Source organism: Variovorax sp. P4_B11 (assembly GCF_056402355.1).
The window spans coordinates 22968-39701 of the sequence record NZ_JBFUHO010000074.1; the positions used below are offsets into that span (position 1 = coordinate 22968).

Genomic DNA, 16734 nt, shown 5'->3' on the forward strand with positions numbered 1-16734 from the left:
GTGGTGATCACCCTCGACATCGCGCTGGCGCACCTGACGAGCCGCAAGCGGCAGACCCTGGTCTCGATCACGGGCGTGGTGCTGGGCGTGGCGTTCTTTCTTGCCGTCTCCGGGCTGATGCGCGGCTCGGAGGCGGACTTTCTCAAGCGCCTCGTCGACAGCAGCCCGCACATCACCGTCTACGACGAAGTGCGCCAGGGCCGCGTGCAACCCGCGGCCCTGCAGTGGCCGGAGGGCGCGGTGCAGGTGCGCAACGTGCGGCCTCTGCGCGAGACGCGGGGCATCCGCGGCTGGCGGCAGCGGCTGGCCTTCGTCGAGGGCTTGCCGGGCGTTCGCGCGGCGCCCGTGCTGGCCGATGCCGCCGTGATCACCTTCGCCGGACGCCAGCAGGGCGTGACGCTTTCGGGCGTGGTGCCCGACAAGATGAAACACGTGACCACCATCGAAGAGAAGATGCAGGAGGGCTCGCTCGACGCGCTGGCGGCCGACCCCAACGGCGTGGTGATCGGCCGCGGACTGGCCGACAAGTTCAGCCTGCACACGGGCAGCACGCTGGTGGTGCTCGCTGCCGACGGCACCAGCCGGTCCTTGCGCGTGGTCGGCATCTTCCGCACCGGCAACGCGGCCTACGACGAAGGCCAGGCCTTCGTGCTGCTCAAGCGTGCACAGGCGCTGCTGGGCCGCGTGAACCGGGTCAACCGGGTGATCATCCAGCTCGCCGATCCTTACGCGGCGCAAACCCTGGCGCAGACGATCGAGGCAGCCACGGGGTACAAGTCGGTGTCATGGATCGAAGCCTCCGAGGACCTGCTGAGCCTGCTGCTGGTGCGCAACATCATCATGTACAGCGTCGTCGCGGCGATCCTGGTGGTCGCCGCGTTCGGCATGTACAACACGATCTCCACCATCGTGATGGAGAAGACCCGCGACATCGCGATCATGAAGTCGATGGGCTTCCACCCCCGCGACCTGCGGCGCATCTTCCTTCTCGAGGGAGCGATCGTCGGATTCAGCGGCAGTGTGCTGGGCGGGCTGCTCGGCCTCGCGCTGATGAATACGCTCGCCCAGGTCGAGATCCGCCCGCCAGGGGTGACGGAGGTCGTGCACCTGCCGATCTTCTGGGGCGGCACGCAGTATGCGATGGCGGTCGCGTTCGCGATGCTGTCGTGCCTGACGGCGTCCTATCTCCCGGCGCGGCGCGCGGGGCGCTTGCGTCCGGTCGACATCCTGCGGGGCGCCACATGAGTGCCTCCGGACCCCCTCCCGGCCCGGTGATCCAGGTCGACCACGTGACCCGCACGCTCGAAGGCGAGATCCCCGTCACGCTGGTGGACGACGTCAGCCTGCAGATCGAACGTGGCGAGTTCGTCTGCGTGATGGGCCCTTCGGGCTCGGGCAAGTCCTCGCTGCTGTACCTGCTGGGCCTGCTGGACGTGCCCACCCGCGGACGTGTCTGGGTCGACGGTCAGGACACGAGCGGCTTCGACGACGACCGGCTCGCGGACTTCCGGTTGTCACGGCTGGGCTATGTCTTCCAGTTTCACTTCCTGCTGCCGGAATTCAGCGCACTCGACAACGTGTCGCTGCCGATTCGCAAGTTCGGACGGCTCGCCGCGGACGCGGTCGATGCCCGCGCTGCGGAACTCCTGGATCGCTTCGGCCTGCAGGGCCACCACCACAAGCGCCCGAGCCAGCTGTCGGGCGGTCAGCGCCAACGTGTCGCGATCGCCCGCGCACTGGCCAACGACCCGCTCGTCATCCTCGCCGACGAGCCGACAGGCAATCTCGATTCGGCCGCCAGCGCCAATGTTCGCGACATGCTCCGCGACCTCACCCGGGAGTCGGACAAGAGCGTGGTCGCCGTCACGCACGACGGGTCCTTCGCTGCGGCATCGGACCGGCGCATCGGCATCGTCGACGGCCGCATCGACATGAGCTGGCGGCCGGACCGCGTCCGCTGATCCGCGCCCGCGCAGGCTCGCCGCCATCTCCGAATGCCGGGCCGGTGATCAAGTGCTCGGGCAAGGCATCACCTGACGGAAAGCACACGCTGGCGCAGACCCCCCTTCACGCACTCGAACCAGATCCAGCTCAAGGCTGAAACGCCCAGCGCCGCCAGCAACTGCATCGCCGACGGCTGCGCGAACGAGAACAGGCGACTGATTGCCGGAATGACGAGCACCAGGCCCATCATCGAGATCGTGCCCAGGGCAATCCAGCCGAACTGCCGATTGGACTCACCGCTGCCGCGCCAGCCGCTGCGACCCCAGGCGCGGTTGGTCTGGATCAGCGCCAGGTTGGAGAGCACCAGAACCACGAAGGTCAGTGTGCGCGCCACGTCGTCGCGGTCGGGCTCCGCCGACGCGGCATATCGACTGACGGCATACACCCCGAGCAACACGGCGAGCAAGCCAGCCCCCTGCCACAGGCCACGCACCAGCACGGCTTTGTCGAACAGGTGCTGGTCGGTGCGGCGCGGGGAGGTCTTCATGGCGTCTCCCTCCAGCGCCTGGGATTCAAACACCACCGAGCAGGCCGGATCGATGATCAGCTGCAGGAACAGGATATGCACCGGCATCAGTATCAGCGGCCAGCCCAGCAACACCGGCACGACCGACAGGCCCACGATCGGTACATGCGCGGCCACCACGAACACGATCGCCTTGCGCAGGTTCGCGAACACCCGTCGACCGTAGCGCACCGCGGTCACCAGCGAAGCGAAGTCATCGTTCATCAGCACCAGCGCAGCCGCCTCGCGCGCCACCTCGGTGCCGCGGGCGCCCATCGCCACGCCGATGTCGGCCGCCTTCAGCGCCGGGGCGTCGTTGACGCCGTCGCCGGTCATGGCGACCACGTCGCGCCGCGCGCGGAAGGCCCGGACCAGCCGCAGCTTCTGGTCGGGCTGGACGCGGGAGAAGATGTGCGTGTCGGCCAGGCGCGCGGCGAGCGCGTCATCCGAGAGCGCGGCGAGCTCGACCCCGGTGATCACCGGCGAATCGACCTGCAGGCCGGCCTGCCGGGCCACCGAAATGGCGGTTGCCGAATGGTCGCCGGTCATCATCACGACGCGGATGCCGGCCTCCCGACACTCGGCGATGGCCTGTGGCACCTCGGGTCGCACGGGGTCTTCGAGCCCGACCAGTCCGAGGAAGCGGAACTCGAAATCGTGCTGCAGCTCCGGCAGCCGGCTGGCACCGAAGCTTGCCTGCGCCACGCCCAGCACGCGCAGGCCGTCCCGCGCCATGGCTTGCACCTGCGCGGCCACTCTCGCACTCTGGCCGGCGTCCATGTGGCACAGGTCGATGATCGCCTCGGGCGCGCCTTTGGCCGCGATGAGACGATCGCGCCGGTCCGGCGACTGCCAGACGCGCGACATGGCCAGCATCTCGGGCGACAGCGGATAGTCGTCGACCAGGGTCCATTCGGCGTGCAGGTGCTCGGTGCCGGCCAGCAGCTGCTGTCCGGCAGCACCGATGGCCGACTCCATCGGGTCGAAGGCCCGGCGATGGCTTGCGAGCACAGCGTACTCGAGGACGCCGTGCAGCTCTTCCTGCAGGGCACTGCCCGCCGATTGCAGTCGGTCGTGGACCGCTTCCTCGGACCACAGGCGCCGCACGGTCATTCGGTTGGCGGTCAGCGTGCCGGTCTTGTCGACGCAGAGCACCGTGGTGGCGCCGAGCAGTTCGATCGCGGGGATGCTCCTGGCCAGGACCTTCTCGCGGGCCAGCCGCCATGCACCCAGCCCCAGAAAGAGCGTGAGCACCACCGGAAGTTCTTCCGGAAGGACGGCCATCGCGAACGTGAGTCCCGCCAGCACGCCGTGCAGCCAGTCGTCCAGGGCAATCCCATAGGCGATGGCGAGCACAGCGGCCAGCGCAAGCCCGACGGCGGCCACCTGCTTGACGACGCGGCGCGTCTGCTGCTGGATCGGCGTCGACTCGAGCTCAATGCCGGCCAGCGACTGGCCGATGCGCCCCAGCGCACTGCGTTCGCCGGTGGCGATGACGCGCCCGCGCCCGGTTCCTCGGGTCACCAGCGTGCCGGAGAGAGCCCTCGAGACGTCGTGCGCTGGCGGCAACGATGCCGCCTCCTTCGCCACCGGCACGGACTCGCCGGTCAGCAGCGATTCATCGATCGCGAGATCGGCCGCTTCAACGAGCGCCATGTCGGCCGGAACGCGGTCGCCTTCCGCCAGCAGCACCACGTCGCCCACCACCAGCTCGCGCGCCGGAACGCGACGCGCCATCGCGCCGCGAAGGACCAGGGCTTGCGGACTGGACAGGTCGCGCAGGGCATCGAGCGCCCGCTCGCTGCGCCGCTGCTGAACAAAGCTGATGCCCATGACCACGAAGACGAAGCCGAGCAGCATCAGCGCTTCCTGGGCGTCGCCGAGCACCATGTAGACGACCCCGCAGGCCACGAGCAACAGGAACATCGGCTCGGATGCGACCTCGCGTGCCAGCCTCAGCACGCTGCGCGGGCGCGACACCGGCAACGCGTTCGGGCCGTCCCGCTGCAGCCGCCGCGCCGCTTCGCCGTCGCTCAGACCGTCTGTCGCGGCCGTGGACACCGTCGCGGGCGAACCCATGTTCATCGATCCGACTGCCCCGCCGCTGCCGCATGGTCGAGGTCCGGCCTGCGCCACGGATCGACATGCGTCATGAGCTTGAGCACGCGATGGCCGAGCATGCCGGCGTCCGGCTGGGTCCGGTCATTTGACGACCACGACGGGTTGCTTCGCGGTCGCGAGCACGCGCTGCGCCACCGAGCCGATCAGCAGGTCGGCCACCGCGCTGCGGCCCTTCGAGCCCAGCACGATCATGTCGAACTTGCCTTTGCTGGCGCAATCGACGATTTCCTGCGCCACGTGACCCGTGCGGATCTCCATGTCATATCCGATGCCATCGGCCTGCAGCAGCTTGCGGGCCGGCTTGAGCTCTTTTTCGCTGAGTTCGCGCAGATAGTCCGCAACCTCCGCCTTGCCCACCAAGGCCTTGGCATGGCGCAGGCCGGTGTCGTCGTGGACGCTGATCAGCGTGATCTTGTTGGATGCGGTGCGCAACAAATGCGCAAGCCTGGCCGCATATTTGACCGCGCGCAGGGATTTCTGGGACCCATCGGTCGCAACAAGGATTTTCATGGTTCGAAGCTCCGGTATGGCGAAATTGCCGGCCATGGCCGATGTTCCGGCGCGGCGCCCTGGCGACCTTTGACTTCCATCAAGTCGTGCGGATCCAGGCTGGCATGCCCGAGGGCAACCGTCGGGCAGGAAGCGTTCTGTTAAGAAAGCGCTAAGACCGCGAAGACACCATGGCTACAGGAACGCCGCCAATTGCGCAGCCTGTCACACCCACGCCGATCAAGGAGATTTCAATGAACACAAGGTCCGCATCCCCCGCTGAACGCTCCGCGCCCGAGCCGGGGTCCATCCTCGTCTGGGACCTGCCGGTGCGCGTCTTCCACTGGCTCATCGTGCTGTGCTTTGCCGGCGCCTACCTCACCGCGGAGCGCGAATCGTGGCGGCTGGTCCACGTCACGCTCGGCTACACGATGGCGGGACTCGTCCTGTTTCGTCTCTTGTGGGGCTTCCTGGGCACCCGTTACGCGCGCTTCTCGAACTTCGTCCGCGGGCCGCGCGCGATCGCGGCCTACATCGGCAGCGTGCTTCGAGGGCGCACGGAGCACCACACGGGACACAACCCCGCGGGCGCCATCGCCATCGTCGCGCTGCTCGGCTTGGCCCTGGCGGTCACGGCAGCGGGCTGGGCGACCTATCAGGACCTGGGCGGCAAGTGGCTCGAAGAAGTGCATGAAGCCGCAGCCAACATCATGCTCGGCGTGGTCGGTCTCCACATCGCCGGTGTGCTGCTCGCGAGCTGGATGCACCGCGACAACCTGGTCGGCGCCATGATCACCGGGCGCAAGCCGGGCCGGGCTGAGGACGGCGTGCGCAGCGCCTGGCGCAGCGTCGGCATCCTCATGCTGGTGGCGGTGCTGGGCTTCTGGTGGACACAGTGGCACGACGCCTCGACGCACGTCGCCCAGGGCCCGACCGCCGTGTCCGGCAAGGCGGCGAGCCAGGATCGAGACGACTGAGCACGCCGGCCCCTTCTTGCCGCTCACAATCCCCCCATGCGCATCCTCCTTGCCGAAGACGACCCGCTGCTCGGCGATGGCCTCCGCGCAGGCCTGCGCCAACTCGATTTCCAGGTCGATTGGGTGCGGGACGGCGAGGCCGCCGAGCGCGAACTGCGCGCCGAACCGTATGCCGCGGCGGTGCTCGATCTGGGGCTGCCGCTGCGGGACGGCTTGTCCGTGCTCGCGAGCGTGCGCAAGGCGGGCATCGCGACGCCCATCCTGGTGCTGACCGCTCGCGACGGCGTGCCCGACCGAATTCGCGGGCTCGATGTCGGTGCCGACGACTACGTCATCAAGCCCGTCGACCTGCTCGAACTCGCAGCGCGCCTGCGTGCCCTGATCCGCCGTGCCCACGGCCAGGCCCAGGAACGCCTGCAGGCCCAAGATGTCGTGCTTGATCCGGCTGCGCACACGGTGCATCTTGCGGGCGAGCCGGTCGCGCTGCCGTCCCGCGAGTTTGCGCTGTTGCATGCACTGATGCTCAATGCCGGGCGCGTGCTCTCGCGCGAACAGCTCGAACAGCACCTCTACGGCTGGGGGCAGGAAGTGGAGAGCAATGCGATCGAAGTGCATGTCCATCATCTGCGCCGCAAGCTCGGCGCCTCGCTCATCCAGACCGTGCGCGGCGTGGGCTACGTGCTGGTGCGCGACAAGCCGGGCCGCTGAAGACGATGCCGCGCTCGCTCCAAGGCCGCCTCCTGCTGCTGGTGCTCGGCCTGGTAGCGGGCGTGTGGCTGGCCACTGCGGTCATGACATGGTTCGACGTGCGCCACGAACTGGACGAATTGCTCGACGGCCATCTTGCGCAGGGCGCCGCGCTGCTGGTCGCCCAGCAGATGCAGGCCCCATCCGAAGAAGATCGAAGCATCGAGGCCCCGGTGCTGCACCGCTATGCACCCAGGGTGACCTTCCAGGTCTTCCATGAAGGCCGCCTGACGCTGCGCTCGGCCAACGCACCGTCCTCGCCGATGATCGACCCCGGGCGACGCTTCAAGTCGGGCTTCAGCACAGTCCGCATCGACGGCGCGACATGGCGCGTGTTCGCAGCCTACGGCAGCGAGCGCGATGTGCAGGTGTATGTGGGCGAGCGGGTGGATTCGCGATCCTCCATTCTCCGGGCGGTGCTGCGAGGCACACTCTGGCCGATGTTCGTCGCATTGCCCCTGCTCGCGCTCGCGGTGTGGTGGGCGGTCCGTCGCGGCATGCTGCCGCTCAGGCGGCTCGGACGGACCTTGACCGTGCGCGAACCGCAGGTCCTGAAGCCGATTGCCATCGACGGCGCACCGTCGGAGATGGCGCCGATGCTCGACGCACTCAACGGCCTTTTCGGTCGCATCGACGGGTTGATGGCGTCGGAGCGCCGCTTCACCGCCGACGCCGCCCACGAGTTGCGCACGCCCATCGCCGCGATCCGGGCCCAGGCGCAGGTCGCGCTGACCGAGGCCGACGATGCCCGGCGCCGCCATGCGCTCGAAGCGACGCTCGAAGGCTGCGACCGGGCCACTCACCTGGTCGAGCAACTGCTGACGCTGTCGCGCCTCGAGGCAGGTGCCGACCTCCAAAGCGAGGCGGTGAATCTCGGCGCCCTCGTGCGCGCCGTGGTGGCCGAAGCCGCACCGGAGGCCATCCACAAGCGGCAGGACATCGAGGTCGATGCGGTGCACGAATGCCCTGTTCGTGGCGATCCGGCGCTGTTCGCGGTGCTGGTGCGCAACCTGGTCGACAACGCGATCCGCTACAGCCCGGCGCGGGCCGATATCCGCGTCGAAGTCATTCGTTCGCATGACCACGTGCAGCTCAGTGTCGAAGACAGCGGCCCCGGCATGAAGGAGGAAGACATCGCGCGATGCGGGGAGCGCTTCTTCCGCGTCCTCGGCAGCGGCGAGAGTGGCAGCGGCCTGGGCTGGTCCATCGTTCGGCGCATCGCCTCCGCGCAGCACGCGACCGTGCGCATCGGGCGCTCGAGCCGCCTGGGCGGCCTCGCGGTGAATGTCGAGTGGACTGCCGCCGTTGCAGCCCATCCGACCATGGCTGTCCCAGTGGGTCGGCAGCAGTATTGAAGTGGACGAGGCGCCCTGGGCGCGCGCCAGCAGTTCGTCCATTGCTTCGGCAGCCGCAATAGCCGCCAGGCTTGAGCGCCTTGAGCACCTGTTCGACGCGGCCGACGCAGCGCCGGCGGCGGTGGACCGAAGGCAAGCTCACTGACTAGCGAGCCCTATGGGGCAACATGGCCAACAGAACGCCATCTTTGAAAACGAAGTGATGGTAGATGGCTGCGGCCGCGTGCAGGCCCGCGAGCCACATGAGGGTGTCGCCCAAAAACTTGTGTACCTCGCCCCAATCGGCCAGTTTCGCGACGGCGGAGTCTGCGATCATGGGCATCTGGTCGACGCGCACACGGCCCAACAGCGTCAGCGGGTGAGCCTCGCTGCCCAGAGCCAGGAACGCAGTGGCCGGCAAGGCGAGGAGAAGCGCCCACAGCGCCAAGTGCATCAGCCTGGCCGTGACGTGCATCCAGCCAGCCATTGAGAACCGCGGCGCTGGCGGGCGCAATGTCACCCAGACGAGGCGAAACGCAGTCAAGACCAAGACCAATATCCCCAAGGTTTCGTGCCAAACAATGCCACTTCGGGATGCTGGGTCAACCCCTTGTCGCATGAGCCTTCCGAAGCCATCAGGCCCAAGGATGAAGGCGGCGGTCACGACAACAGCAGTGAGCCAGTGAAGGGTCCGGCTCAGGAAGTCGTAGCGGGCGGTGCTCTGTTGGTTCATGAGGTCTCCATGGATCTGAAGCGATTGTGCGCGACCAAGCGAAGCGGGCGGCTGCCGCGGAAGTCAAGGATCGCCCGGAAGGCTTCACGAATTTGGGGGGTCGAGCCGAGATTGGCTCATCTTGACTTGATTTGCATCAATAACGAAAGCGGTCCTTGCGAGCATCGTGGAAGCATCGAGCGCCGATCGAGCGCTGAACCCACAAAGCAGTCACCATGAAGCTCATGAGTATCTTGGCCGCGGCCGCAGCGGTCGCGCTTGCCGGTTGTTCCTCCTTTCCCGGCTCGGGAACCAAACAGGCCGACGAGCATGAGGCGCATCACCCGGCGGCTGAAACCGCGCCGAAGGTCGACCCGGGCAAGTTCGACCAGCAAATGAAGACGATGCAGGAGATGCATCAGAAGATGATGACCGCCAAAACCCCGTCAGAGCGCGCTGCGTTGATGAAGGAGCACATGAAGGTGATGCAGGACGGCATGGCCATGATGGGACAGATGGGCGGCGGCATGCCGATGATGAGCCAAAAGGGCGGCGGCATGCCGATGCAGGGCGGGGGCATGTCCTCGATGCCCGGTGGCCCGTCCATGCACAAGAACATGATGCAGCGCATGGACATGATGGAAATGATGATGCAGATGATGGTGGACCGCGAGGCGGCAATGCCACCTGCCGCCAAGTAGCCACATCTGTCGGGGAGCAGAGCGCGAGTTCGGGGAGGCTTGGCGTGCCTACGCCGCCGTGACGCCTCGCTTCATTCCCGTCTGGGGCGGTGGTCGCCATCGGCATGCTTAGACGCTCGGCTCTCGTCAAGAGCGCCGAGCTGTTGTCAGGGGGTCGGTGCCATCGTAGAAGCGAAGCGTAGGCCGCCTTGACCTTCCTCTCGTGGGAAGGTAGAGACTGCGGCATCACTATTGCTGGAAAGAAGAATGCCAATGACGTCCGACACCTCGTCCAAGCTTGACGCGGCCAAGATGCCCGAGCATACGGCCCATCACGGTCCTCATGACCATGACGCGCACGCCGGCCACGCGCACTCCTCGTCGAAGAATTCTCCGAGGGCGGACTCCAAGGACATCGAGTACACCTGCCCCATGCACCCGCAGGTGCGGCAGATGGGTCCGGGGAACTGTCCCATCTGCGGCATGGCGCTCGAGCCAGTCGTGGCTACGACGGAGTCCGGCGCCAGCCCGGAGCTGCGCGACATGACGCGACGCTTCTGGGCCGGCCTCGCGCTGACCATTCCGGTCTTTGCGCTGGAGATGGGCGGACACCTGGTCGACATCCATCACCTCATCGGGCAACAGACCTCGAACTGGGTGCAACTCCTGTTCGGGACACCCGTGGTGCTCTGGGCGGGCTGGCCTTTCTTCGTGCGGGCATGGACGTCAGTCAAGAACCGCAGCCTCAACATGTTCAGCCTCATCGCGTTGGGCACCGGCGTCGCCTGGGTCTACAGCATCGTGGGAACGCTCATGCCGCAGGTCTTTCCAGCCGAATTCCAGGCCCACGACGGCGCGGTCGCCATCTACTTCGAGGCCGCCGCGGTCATCACCGTGCTCGTGCTCCTCGGCCAGGTGCTTGAGCTACGGGCCCGGGAAAAGACTTCGGGTGCGATTCGGGCGCTGCTCGACCTGGCCCCGAAAGAGGCGGTCCGCGTGAAGTCCGACGGGACCGACGAGCGCGTTCCGTTGGAAACCGTGCAGGTGGGCGAATCGCTGCGCGTGCGTCCCGGCGAAAAAGTGCCGGTCGACGGCCAACTGATCGACGGCAAGGGAACCGTCGACGAATCGATGGTCACCGGAGAGCCGATGCCGGTGGCCAAGGCGCCGGGCTCGAAGGTCACTGCGGGCACGCTCAACCAGACCGGCGGCTTCGTGATGCGGGCCGAGAAAGTCGGCGCCGACACGCTGCTCTCGCAGATCGTCCACATGGTGGCCGCCGCCCAGCGCAGCCGCGCGCCGATTCAACGCATGGCGGACCAGGTGGCGGGGTGGTTCGTGCCGGTGGTCATTGCCGTGGCGGCGCTCGCCTTCGTCGCCTGGTTCGTGTGGGGGCCCAGCCCGGCGTTCTCGTATGCGCTCATCGCGGCGGTCGCGGTGCTGATCATCGCCTGTCCCTGCGCGCTGGGCCTGGCGACGCCGATGTCCATCATGGTCGGCGTCGGGCGCGGTGCGCAGAGCGGCGTGCTCATTCGCGATGCCGAAGCGCTGGAACGGATGGAGAAGGTCGACACCCTGGTGGTCGACAAGACAGGCACATTGACCGAGGGTCGCCCCAAGGTCGTGACGGTCCAGCCGGTCGAGGGCTTCGATGCCGGCGATGTTCTTCAGAAGCTGGCCAGCGTGGAGCGAGCCAGCGAACATCCCCTGGCGGCCGCCATCGTCGCTGACGCGCTCGAGCGGAATCTGCCGCTGTCGGCAGTGACCGATTTCGACTCGCCCGTCGGCAAGGGCGTGGTCGGCGTCGTCGATGGCGCCCGCATCGTCTGCGGCGGCGCGAAGCTCCTGGCGGAGAACGGCATGGAGGTCGACACGCTCACCGCGGCAGCCGAGGCCGTCAGCGCCAAGGCCGCCACCGTCATCTTCGTCGGCATCGATGGCCGCCTGGCCGGATTCGTCGGCATCGCGGACCCGATCAAGGCGAGCACTGCCCAAGCCATCGCCGCACTGCGTCAGGCAAAGATCCGCGTGGTCATGCTCACCGGCGACGGGAAGACGACGGCGCAGGCGGTCGGTCGGGAACTGGGCATCGACGAGGTCGTCGCCGAGGTGCTTCCGGAGGACAAGGCCTCGGTGGTGCAGCGGTTGAAGGCCGAAGGCCGCGTCGTCGCCATGGCAGGAGACGGCGTCAACGATGCGCCGGCACTGGCTGCGGCGGACGTGGGCATCGCCATGGGCACCGGGACCGATGTGGCGATGGAGAGCTCGGGCGTGACGCTGCTGCACGGAGACCTCATGGGTATCGTGAAGGCGCGCCAGTTGTCGCGGGCGACGATGGGCAACATCCGCCTGAACCTCTGGTTCGCCTTCGGCTACAACGTGCTCGGCATTCCGGTTGCGGCCGGCGTGCTCTATCCCTTCTTCGGCATCCTGCTCTCGCCGGTCGTGGCTGCAGCCGCCATGGCGCTGTCTTCGGTGAGTGTCATCGCCAACTCTCTTCGATTGCGCGCGAGCAAGCTGGAGAGCTGAATGAAACCAGCGGCCAGCCATCAGCCGCGATCATCGGGATCCGCCGTACGTACCACCGGCAGCTGCGAGTACACGAAGTCCAATGCGTATCGCAGCGCCCCCGCACTCTGTGCATGGAGCGTGAAAAGCGGCTGCCCCCGCTCGACGCGCTCGCCCAAGCGCAGGTGCATCACCGCACCGGCCGCAAGGTCCCGCGGCGCGCCGGCCAGCTTGGCCGCCCTGGCGATCAGGCGAGTGTCGATGCCCGCGACGACACCGCTCGCAGGCGCCGTCACGCTGTGGGAGTGGGCCGCCCTGGGCGGTACGCGCATGCCGCCCTGCGCTTCGCAGATCGCGATGAACTTCGCCAGCGCGCCGCCGTCGTCCAGCACCTTGCGCGCCAGATCCGCGCCCGAACCCGCGGCGGCCCTTCCTGCCATCTCCAGGACTCCACCCGCGAGCAGCAGCGCCCGCTCTCGCAGGTCGGGCGGTGCATCGGGCCGTCTTTCAAGTACGGCCATGACGTCCATCGCCTCCAGCGCCGGACCCAGGCCGCGGCCCACCGGCTGGCTCCCGTCGGTGAAGATCGTACGCACCTGCAGGCCCAGCGCCGCGCCGACCGCCACAAGGCTGCGGGACATCGCCTCGGCCGCGGCCGCGCTGCGGACCTTGGTCTGCGGGCCAAGGGGCAGGTCGATCAGCACGCACTGGGATCCGACGGCGGCCTTCTTGGACAGAATGGAAGCCACCAGCAGGCCTTCGCTGTCGAGGCTCAGCGGCCGCTCGACGCGGATCAGCATGTCGTCGGCCGGACTGATGCGAGTATGGCCGCCCCAGACGATGCAGCCGCCCTCGCGCTCGACCACGCGGCGCATGGCGGGAAGGTCCAGGGCGACGGGCGCCAACGTCTCCATGGCATCGGCAGTGCCCGCCGCCGAGGTGATGGCGCGCGAGGAGGTCTTGGGCATCGTCAGCCCGCACGACGCCACGATCGGCACCACCAGCAGCGTGGTCCGGTTGCCGGGCAGGCCGCCGATGCAGTGCTTGTCGACGACGGGCGTCGCGGCCCATGTCACGCGCTCGCCGACGTCGACCATCGCCCGGGTCAAAGCCACTGTCTCGTCGAAGTCCAGCCCCGGGCCCGCGCACAGGGTGACGAGGGAGGCCAGGTGGATGTCGGGCAGGCGTCCGCGACTCACGTCCTCCATCAGTGCCCGCAGGGCCGGATAGCCGAGCCGGCCGCCGTGCACCTTGGTGCGCAGGTGCGCCAGCGACGCCAGCACGGGCGGATGACGCACCTCGACCTCGTCACCCTCCGCGGCGCCGAGCAGGGCCCAGGCCGCGTCCGAGAAGGCAATCTCGTCGCGCCGCAGCCAATCGTGGTTGACGTGATGAAGGATGGCCAACAGATGCCGGCCGCCCGAGATCACCTCGACCTGGGCCTGGGCCTCGAAACCTTCGGCGCGGCACACGGGGCAGTCGCTGCGCAGGTACACCACCGGCTGCTGGTAGGTGTCGATGCCGGCGCGGCGGGCGGGCAGTCGATCGGGGGCCATGGCGCGGCGCCGCGTCAGAGCGCCCGCGACTCGAGATAGTCGGGCACCGTCACCGGCCACGCGTGCCGCTCCTCGATCGCCAGCCGCAGCGCATCGGCCGCGACCGGTTCGCCATGCGTGACGAACACGCGCCGCGGGGGTGCGGGCATTGCGCCGAGCCAGGCCTGCAGCTGCTCGCGATCGGCATGGGCAGAGAGCATGTCCAGGTTGGCGACTTCCGCGCGCACCGGCACGTAGGCACCGTGGATCTTGACCGATGGGGCGCCCGCGACGAGGCTTGCGCCGCGCGTCCCCGCGGCCTGGAAACCGGCGAAGAGGATGGTGTTCCTGGCGTCCGGGGCGTAGGCTTTCAGGTGGTGCAACACGCGCCCGCCGGTCGCCATGCCGCTGGCCGACACGATGATCGACGGATAGCCCAGGTGGTTGAGCCGCTTCGATTCTTCGACCGTGTTGACGATGATCGCCCCCTTGCTCAACGCATTGCACTGCTGCACGCTCAATCGGTGCTCATCGAGATGATGGCGATAGATGCGCGTCGCGTCGATGGCCATCGGGCTGTTCAGGTAGACCGGCATGTCCGGAATGCGACGCGCCTCCTTGAGCAGCTGGATGCAGTGCAGCAGGGTCTGGGCGCGCCCCACGGCAAAGGCGGGAACGACCAGGATCCCGCCCCTGGCGGCGGTGCGATTGACCACTGCGGCCAGCGCTGCCAACACATCGCCTTCGCGATGCAGGCGGTCGCCGTAGGTCGACTCGATGACCACGTAGTCGGCCGGGGACGGGCTCTCGGGGGGACGCATCACGAGGTCATCGCTGCGCCCCAGGTCGCCGGAGAACAGGATACTGCCGGCGTCCCATTCGATTCTCGCGCTGGCTGCGCCGAGAATATGCCCGGCCCGCTTCAGCCGCCAGGACCAGCCGGGCCAGGGTGAATGCACCTGGTCGAATGGCACGGTTTCGAACCGGTGCAGCGCCTCGCGGGCCTCCGCCAGCGTGTAGAGAGGCAAAGCCGGCTTGTGCTTCGAATGGCCGTGCCGGTTCGCGAAGTCGGCCTCTTCTTCTTGAAGCCAGCCCGAGTCGGGCAGCAGCAGATCGCACAGGTCGCGCGTGCCCGCAGTGCAGTAGACCGGCCCCTTGAAGCCCAGCTTGATCAGGCGCGGCACGAAACCGCTGTGGTCCAGGTGCGCATGGGTCAGCAGCACCGCATCGATGTCGCCCGCCTTGACCGGCAGCGGCGCCCAGTTTCGCAGCCGCAGTTGCTTCAGGCCCTGGAACAGGCCGCAGTCGACCAGAAGACGTCGGCCTTCGTGCTCAAGAACATATTTGGACCCGGTGACGGTACCGGTGCCGCCGAGGAACTGGATGCGCATCGTCTTGCGTCCTTCGAAAGGCCGTGCCGCTTCATCTGCCGGCTTGAGGCGAGCCTGGGTGGGCCGAGCGCTGGACACCGGGCGGCGTCGACGGCTGCGAGACTTCGAACCAACCGACATGCAGGGCATCGTCGTCGTCGCCAAGCCCAGCAGTCACGAGGACGACGGTCGCGAGCAGCGTTGCGAGGACAAATCCGACCACCCTGAGCGTTCCGTGGGCAGCGATGATGTGGCGGGCCATGTCAGCGCACCAGCAGGACCGGGACCTTGCACCGCGCCAGCACCTTCGTGGCGACCGAACCGAGCACCAGATTCTTGAGGGCGCCCGCGCCGTGCGAGCCCATGATCAGGAGATCGAACCGGCCCGCCTCGGCGTACGACGCGATCTCCTCGGCCGGATGGCCCACCTTGTGGGCGAACTGCGCGTCGATGCCCTGCTCGGCCAACAGCGCACGCACGGGCTCGAGCACCACCCGGGCATCGTCCTCGTAGTAGGCGTGGGCCAGGTCAGGCCCCGCGAATGCCGCCGCCCGGTGTGGAACGGCCAGCACCGCGTAGAACACGGTCCATGCGTGGCCTGTCACCCACGCATCCTTGTGCGCTCCGAGGTAGGTGATCATGCGCTTCGTGTACTCGCTGCCGTCGACGGCAAGAAGAATCTTCATGGTTTCTCGTGTCAGGAAGTCCGGTTGGCGGGATATTGGCCTGCGCGCGGACAATCCGGCTTGCGCCAGGTCAAGTCGGCGATGCCCCGCGGCAGCGAATCCGCCCTGGCACAAATCACTGAATCAGCCGTCCAGCGGGACAGCGCCGCCGAACCGACACACCCACCGATCGAACAGATCCGTTGATCTCGCGCAAGACCCTCGCGCCGAGAAGCAGAAGAATCGAGGCACCGCTGTCGGACCGGCTGCGAGCGGCTTCATGACGCGGCCCCCAAAAGGAAGAATCATGTACCAACGCATCCTCGTACCCATCGACGGCAGCGAGACCGCCGAACAAGGCCTGCGCGAAGCCATCCGGCTGGCCGCGGATCAGAAGGCTCGACTGCGTCTGCTGTATGTCATCGACGACTTCCCGATGCTGATGGAGCTGTCCAGTCTCGAAAGCTTCGACGCCTCGCTGCAGAAGTTGCGCGAGTACGGGCAGCAGACGCTTGCTGGCGCCCAGAAGCTTGCGGGCGAATCCGGCGTACAGGCCGACACGGTTCTGCGCGAGGTCACGGAAGGCCGCATCGCCAACGCCGTGGTGGACGAGGTCGGGACTTCCGCATGCGACCTGATCGTCATGGGCACCCACGGGCGGCGTGGCCTGAGTCGCATGGCGCTGGGCAGCGATGCCGATCTCGTCGTGCGAACCAGCCCCGTGCCGGTGCTGCTGGTCCGGCGGCACCCGGAGACCATCGACGCATCCGCGTGACCCTTGCTGTCGGACGCAGCGCTCGAGATGCGGCTGCGCCCATTTCTTCATGTCGCGATCAGGGCCGCGCGCCGCCGCCCGGCACCAGAACCACCGGTGGGCCCGAGGGCGACTTGAATCCATAGAAGCGCTCGTTGAGGTGGCGCGTGACGGCAACGATGTCCTCTTCGCTCCAGTTCAGCGCGCCCGCGGCCTGCCAGCGTGCCACCTGCGCCTGCAGGCTGTTCCAGTCGGTCGCCAACCTGCGGTCACGCCAATGCACCTGCGTCGTGTGGCAGGCGATGCAGTGCGTCGTGTACAGAAGTTCGCCGC

General features: G+C 67.7%; 16 protein-coding genes. 8 read left to right on the forward strand and 8 right to left on the reverse strand.

Going from position 1 to position 16734, the window contains the following annotated elements; translation table 11 throughout:
- Positions 1–1245: an ABC transporter permease gene (locus AC1DYD_RS35790; protein WP_478177481.1), complete on the forward strand. Its 1245-nt coding sequence runs from the start codon at positions 1–3 to the stop codon at positions 1243–1245.
- Positions 1242–1961 (forward strand): ABC transporter ATP-binding protein, encoded by a 720-nt coding sequence (locus tag AC1DYD_RS35795; RefSeq protein ID WP_478177482.1) that lies wholly within the window; start codon positions 1242–1244, stop codon positions 1959–1961. Before AC1DYD_RS35790 ends, AC1DYD_RS35795 begins: the two co-directional genes overlap by 4 nt.
- A gap of 68 nt (positions 1962–2029) precedes the next feature.
- Here the strand turns inward: AC1DYD_RS35795 and AC1DYD_RS35800 are convergent, their stop codons facing one another.
- Positions 2030–4588: a cation-translocating P-type ATPase gene (locus tag AC1DYD_RS35800; RefSeq protein WP_478177483.1), complete on the reverse strand. Its 2559-nt coding sequence runs from the start codon at positions 4586–4588 to the stop codon at positions 2030–2032.
- A 123-nt stretch (positions 4589–4711) separates the two neighbouring features.
- Entirely contained in the window at positions 4712–5176 is a 465-nt protein-coding gene (locus AC1DYD_RS35805) for a universal stress protein (RefSeq protein WP_478177484.1), read from the reverse strand.
- Positions 5177–5373: 197 nt separating this feature from the next.
- On the opposite strand from AC1DYD_RS35805, the gene AC1DYD_RS35810 reads away from it, so the two are divergent.
- The 3 genes from AC1DYD_RS35810 to AC1DYD_RS35820 are packed head-to-tail and all read left to right on the forward strand — an operon-like array spanning position 5374 to position 8198.
- On the forward strand, positions 5374–6096 hold the full coding sequence (locus AC1DYD_RS35810) for a cytochrome b/b6 domain-containing protein (protein WP_478177485.1): 723 nt from the start codon (positions 5374–5376) through the stop codon (positions 6094–6096).
- Between the two features lie 36 nt (positions 6097–6132).
- Positions 6133–6804, forward strand: a complete 672-nt coding sequence (locus tag AC1DYD_RS35815; RefSeq protein ID WP_478177486.1) for a winged helix-turn-helix domain-containing protein — start codon at positions 6133–6135, stop codon at positions 6802–6804.
- Between the two features lie 5 nt (positions 6805–6809).
- Positions 6810–8198 carry an ATP-binding protein gene (locus tag AC1DYD_RS35820; RefSeq protein ID WP_478177487.1) on the forward strand — a complete coding sequence of 463 codons (1389 nt, stop codon included), beginning with the start codon at positions 6810–6812 and terminating at the stop codon, positions 8196–8198.
- Between the two features lie 145 nt (positions 8199–8343).
- Here the strand turns inward: AC1DYD_RS35820 and AC1DYD_RS35825 are convergent, their stop codons facing one another.
- Positions 8344–8910 carry a cytochrome b gene (locus tag AC1DYD_RS35825; RefSeq protein ID WP_478177488.1) on the reverse strand — a complete coding sequence of 189 codons (567 nt, stop codon included), beginning with the start codon at positions 8908–8910 and terminating at the stop codon, positions 8344–8346.
- Between the two features lie 215 nt (positions 8911–9125).
- Here AC1DYD_RS35825 and AC1DYD_RS35830 point away from each other — a divergent pair, with 215 nt between their 5' ends.
- Together AC1DYD_RS35830 and AC1DYD_RS35835 are read left to right on the forward strand one after the other, a co-directional pair.
- Positions 9126–9590, forward strand: a complete 465-nt coding sequence (locus AC1DYD_RS35830) for a hypothetical protein (RefSeq protein WP_478177489.1) — start codon at positions 9126–9128, stop codon at positions 9588–9590.
- A gap of 291 nt (positions 9591–9881) precedes the next feature.
- The gene (locus AC1DYD_RS35835) at positions 9882–12098 is read left to right on the forward strand and encodes a copper-transporting P-type ATPase (RefSeq protein ID WP_478177497.1); all 2217 of its coding nucleotides are present in this window, start codon (positions 9882–9884) and stop codon (positions 12096–12098) included.
- Between the two features lie 20 nt (positions 12099–12118).
- Here AC1DYD_RS35835 and AC1DYD_RS35840 read toward each other — a convergent pair whose 3' ends face one another.
- From AC1DYD_RS35840 to AC1DYD_RS35855, 4 genes are read right to left on the reverse strand one after another with little or no spacing between them, the layout of a single operon-like run.
- On the reverse strand, positions 12119–13633 hold the full coding sequence (locus tag AC1DYD_RS35840) for a thymidine phosphorylase family protein (protein WP_478177490.1): 1515 nt from the start codon (positions 13631–13633) through the stop codon (positions 12119–12121).
- A gap of 14 nt (positions 13634–13647) precedes the next feature.
- Positions 13648–15003 (reverse strand): MBL fold metallo-hydrolase, encoded by a 1356-nt coding sequence (locus AC1DYD_RS35845; protein WP_478177491.1) that lies wholly within the window; start codon positions 15001–15003, stop codon positions 13648–13650.
- A 31-nt stretch (positions 15004–15034) separates the two neighbouring features.
- Positions 15035–15244, reverse strand: a complete 210-nt coding sequence (locus AC1DYD_RS35850; RefSeq protein WP_478177492.1) for a hypothetical protein — start codon at positions 15242–15244, stop codon at positions 15035–15037.
- A gap of 1 nt (position 15245) precedes the next feature.
- Entirely contained in the window at positions 15246–15668 is a 423-nt protein-coding gene (locus AC1DYD_RS35855) for a universal stress protein (RefSeq protein WP_478177493.1), read from the reverse strand.
- A gap of 286 nt (positions 15669–15954) precedes the next feature.
- Here AC1DYD_RS35855 and AC1DYD_RS35860 point away from each other — a divergent pair, with 286 nt between their 5' ends.
- Entirely contained in the window at positions 15955–16422 is a 468-nt protein-coding gene (locus AC1DYD_RS35860) for a universal stress protein (RefSeq protein ID WP_478177494.1), read from the forward strand.
- 58 nt (positions 16423–16480) lie between these two features.
- On the opposite strand, the gene AC1DYD_RS35865 is transcribed toward AC1DYD_RS35860, so the two are convergent.
- The coding region (locus AC1DYD_RS35865; RefSeq protein ID WP_478177495.1) for a cytochrome C at positions 16481–16734 on the reverse strand (254 nt) is incomplete at its 5' end.

What these genes read in the sequence shown, in the direction of transcription:
- AC1DYD_RS35805 (WP_478177484.1), bottom strand. Translation starts at nt 5,176, where the DNA reads ATGGCCGGCAATTTCGCCATACCGGAGCTTCGAACCATGAAAATCCTT.
- AC1DYD_RS35850 (WP_478177492.1), bottom strand. Translation starts at nt 15,244, where the DNA reads ATGGCCCGCCACATCATCGCTGCCCACGGAACGCTCAGGGTGGTCGGA.
- AC1DYD_RS35800 (WP_478177483.1), bottom strand. Translation starts at nt 4,588, where the DNA reads ATGGGTTCGCCCGCGACGGTGTCCACGGCCGCGACAGACGGTCTGAGC.
- AC1DYD_RS35845 (WP_478177491.1), bottom strand. Translation starts at nt 15,003, where the DNA reads ATGCGCATCCAGTTCCTCGGCGGCACCGGTACCGTCACCGGGTCCAAA.
- AC1DYD_RS35815 (WP_478177486.1), top strand. Translation starts at nt 6,133, where the DNA reads ATGCGCATCCTCCTTGCCGAAGACGACCCGCTGCTCGGCGATGGCCTC.
- AC1DYD_RS35835 (WP_478177497.1), top strand. Translation starts at nt 9,882, where the DNA reads ATGCCCGAGCATACGGCCCATCACGGTCCTCATGACCATGACGCGCAC.
- AC1DYD_RS35810 (WP_478177485.1), top strand. Translation starts at nt 5,374, where the DNA reads ATGAACACAAGGTCCGCATCCCCCGCTGAACGCTCCGCGCCCGAGCCG.
- AC1DYD_RS35840 (WP_478177490.1), bottom strand. Translation starts at nt 13,633, where the DNA reads ATGGCCCCCGATCGACTGCCCGCCCGCCGCGCCGGCATCGACACCTAC.
- AC1DYD_RS35795 (WP_478177482.1), top strand. Translation starts at nt 1,242, where the DNA reads ATGAGTGCCTCCGGACCCCCTCCCGGCCCGGTGATCCAGGTCGACCAC.
- AC1DYD_RS35855 (WP_478177493.1), bottom strand. Translation starts at nt 15,668, where the DNA reads ATGAAGATTCTTCTTGCCGTCGACGGCAGCGAGTACACGAAGCGCATG.
- AC1DYD_RS35860 (WP_478177494.1), top strand. Translation starts at nt 15,955, where the DNA reads ATGTACCAACGCATCCTCGTACCCATCGACGGCAGCGAGACCGCCGAA.
- AC1DYD_RS35830 (WP_478177489.1), top strand. Translation starts at nt 9,126, where the DNA reads ATGAAGCTCATGAGTATCTTGGCCGCGGCCGCAGCGGTCGCGCTTGCC.
- AC1DYD_RS35820 (WP_478177487.1), top strand. Translation starts at nt 6,810, where the DNA reads ATGCCGCGCTCGCTCCAAGGCCGCCTCCTGCTGCTGGTGCTCGGCCTG.
- AC1DYD_RS35825 (WP_478177488.1), bottom strand. Translation starts at nt 8,910, where the DNA reads ATGAACCAACAGAGCACCGCCCGCTACGACTTCCTGAGCCGGACCCTT.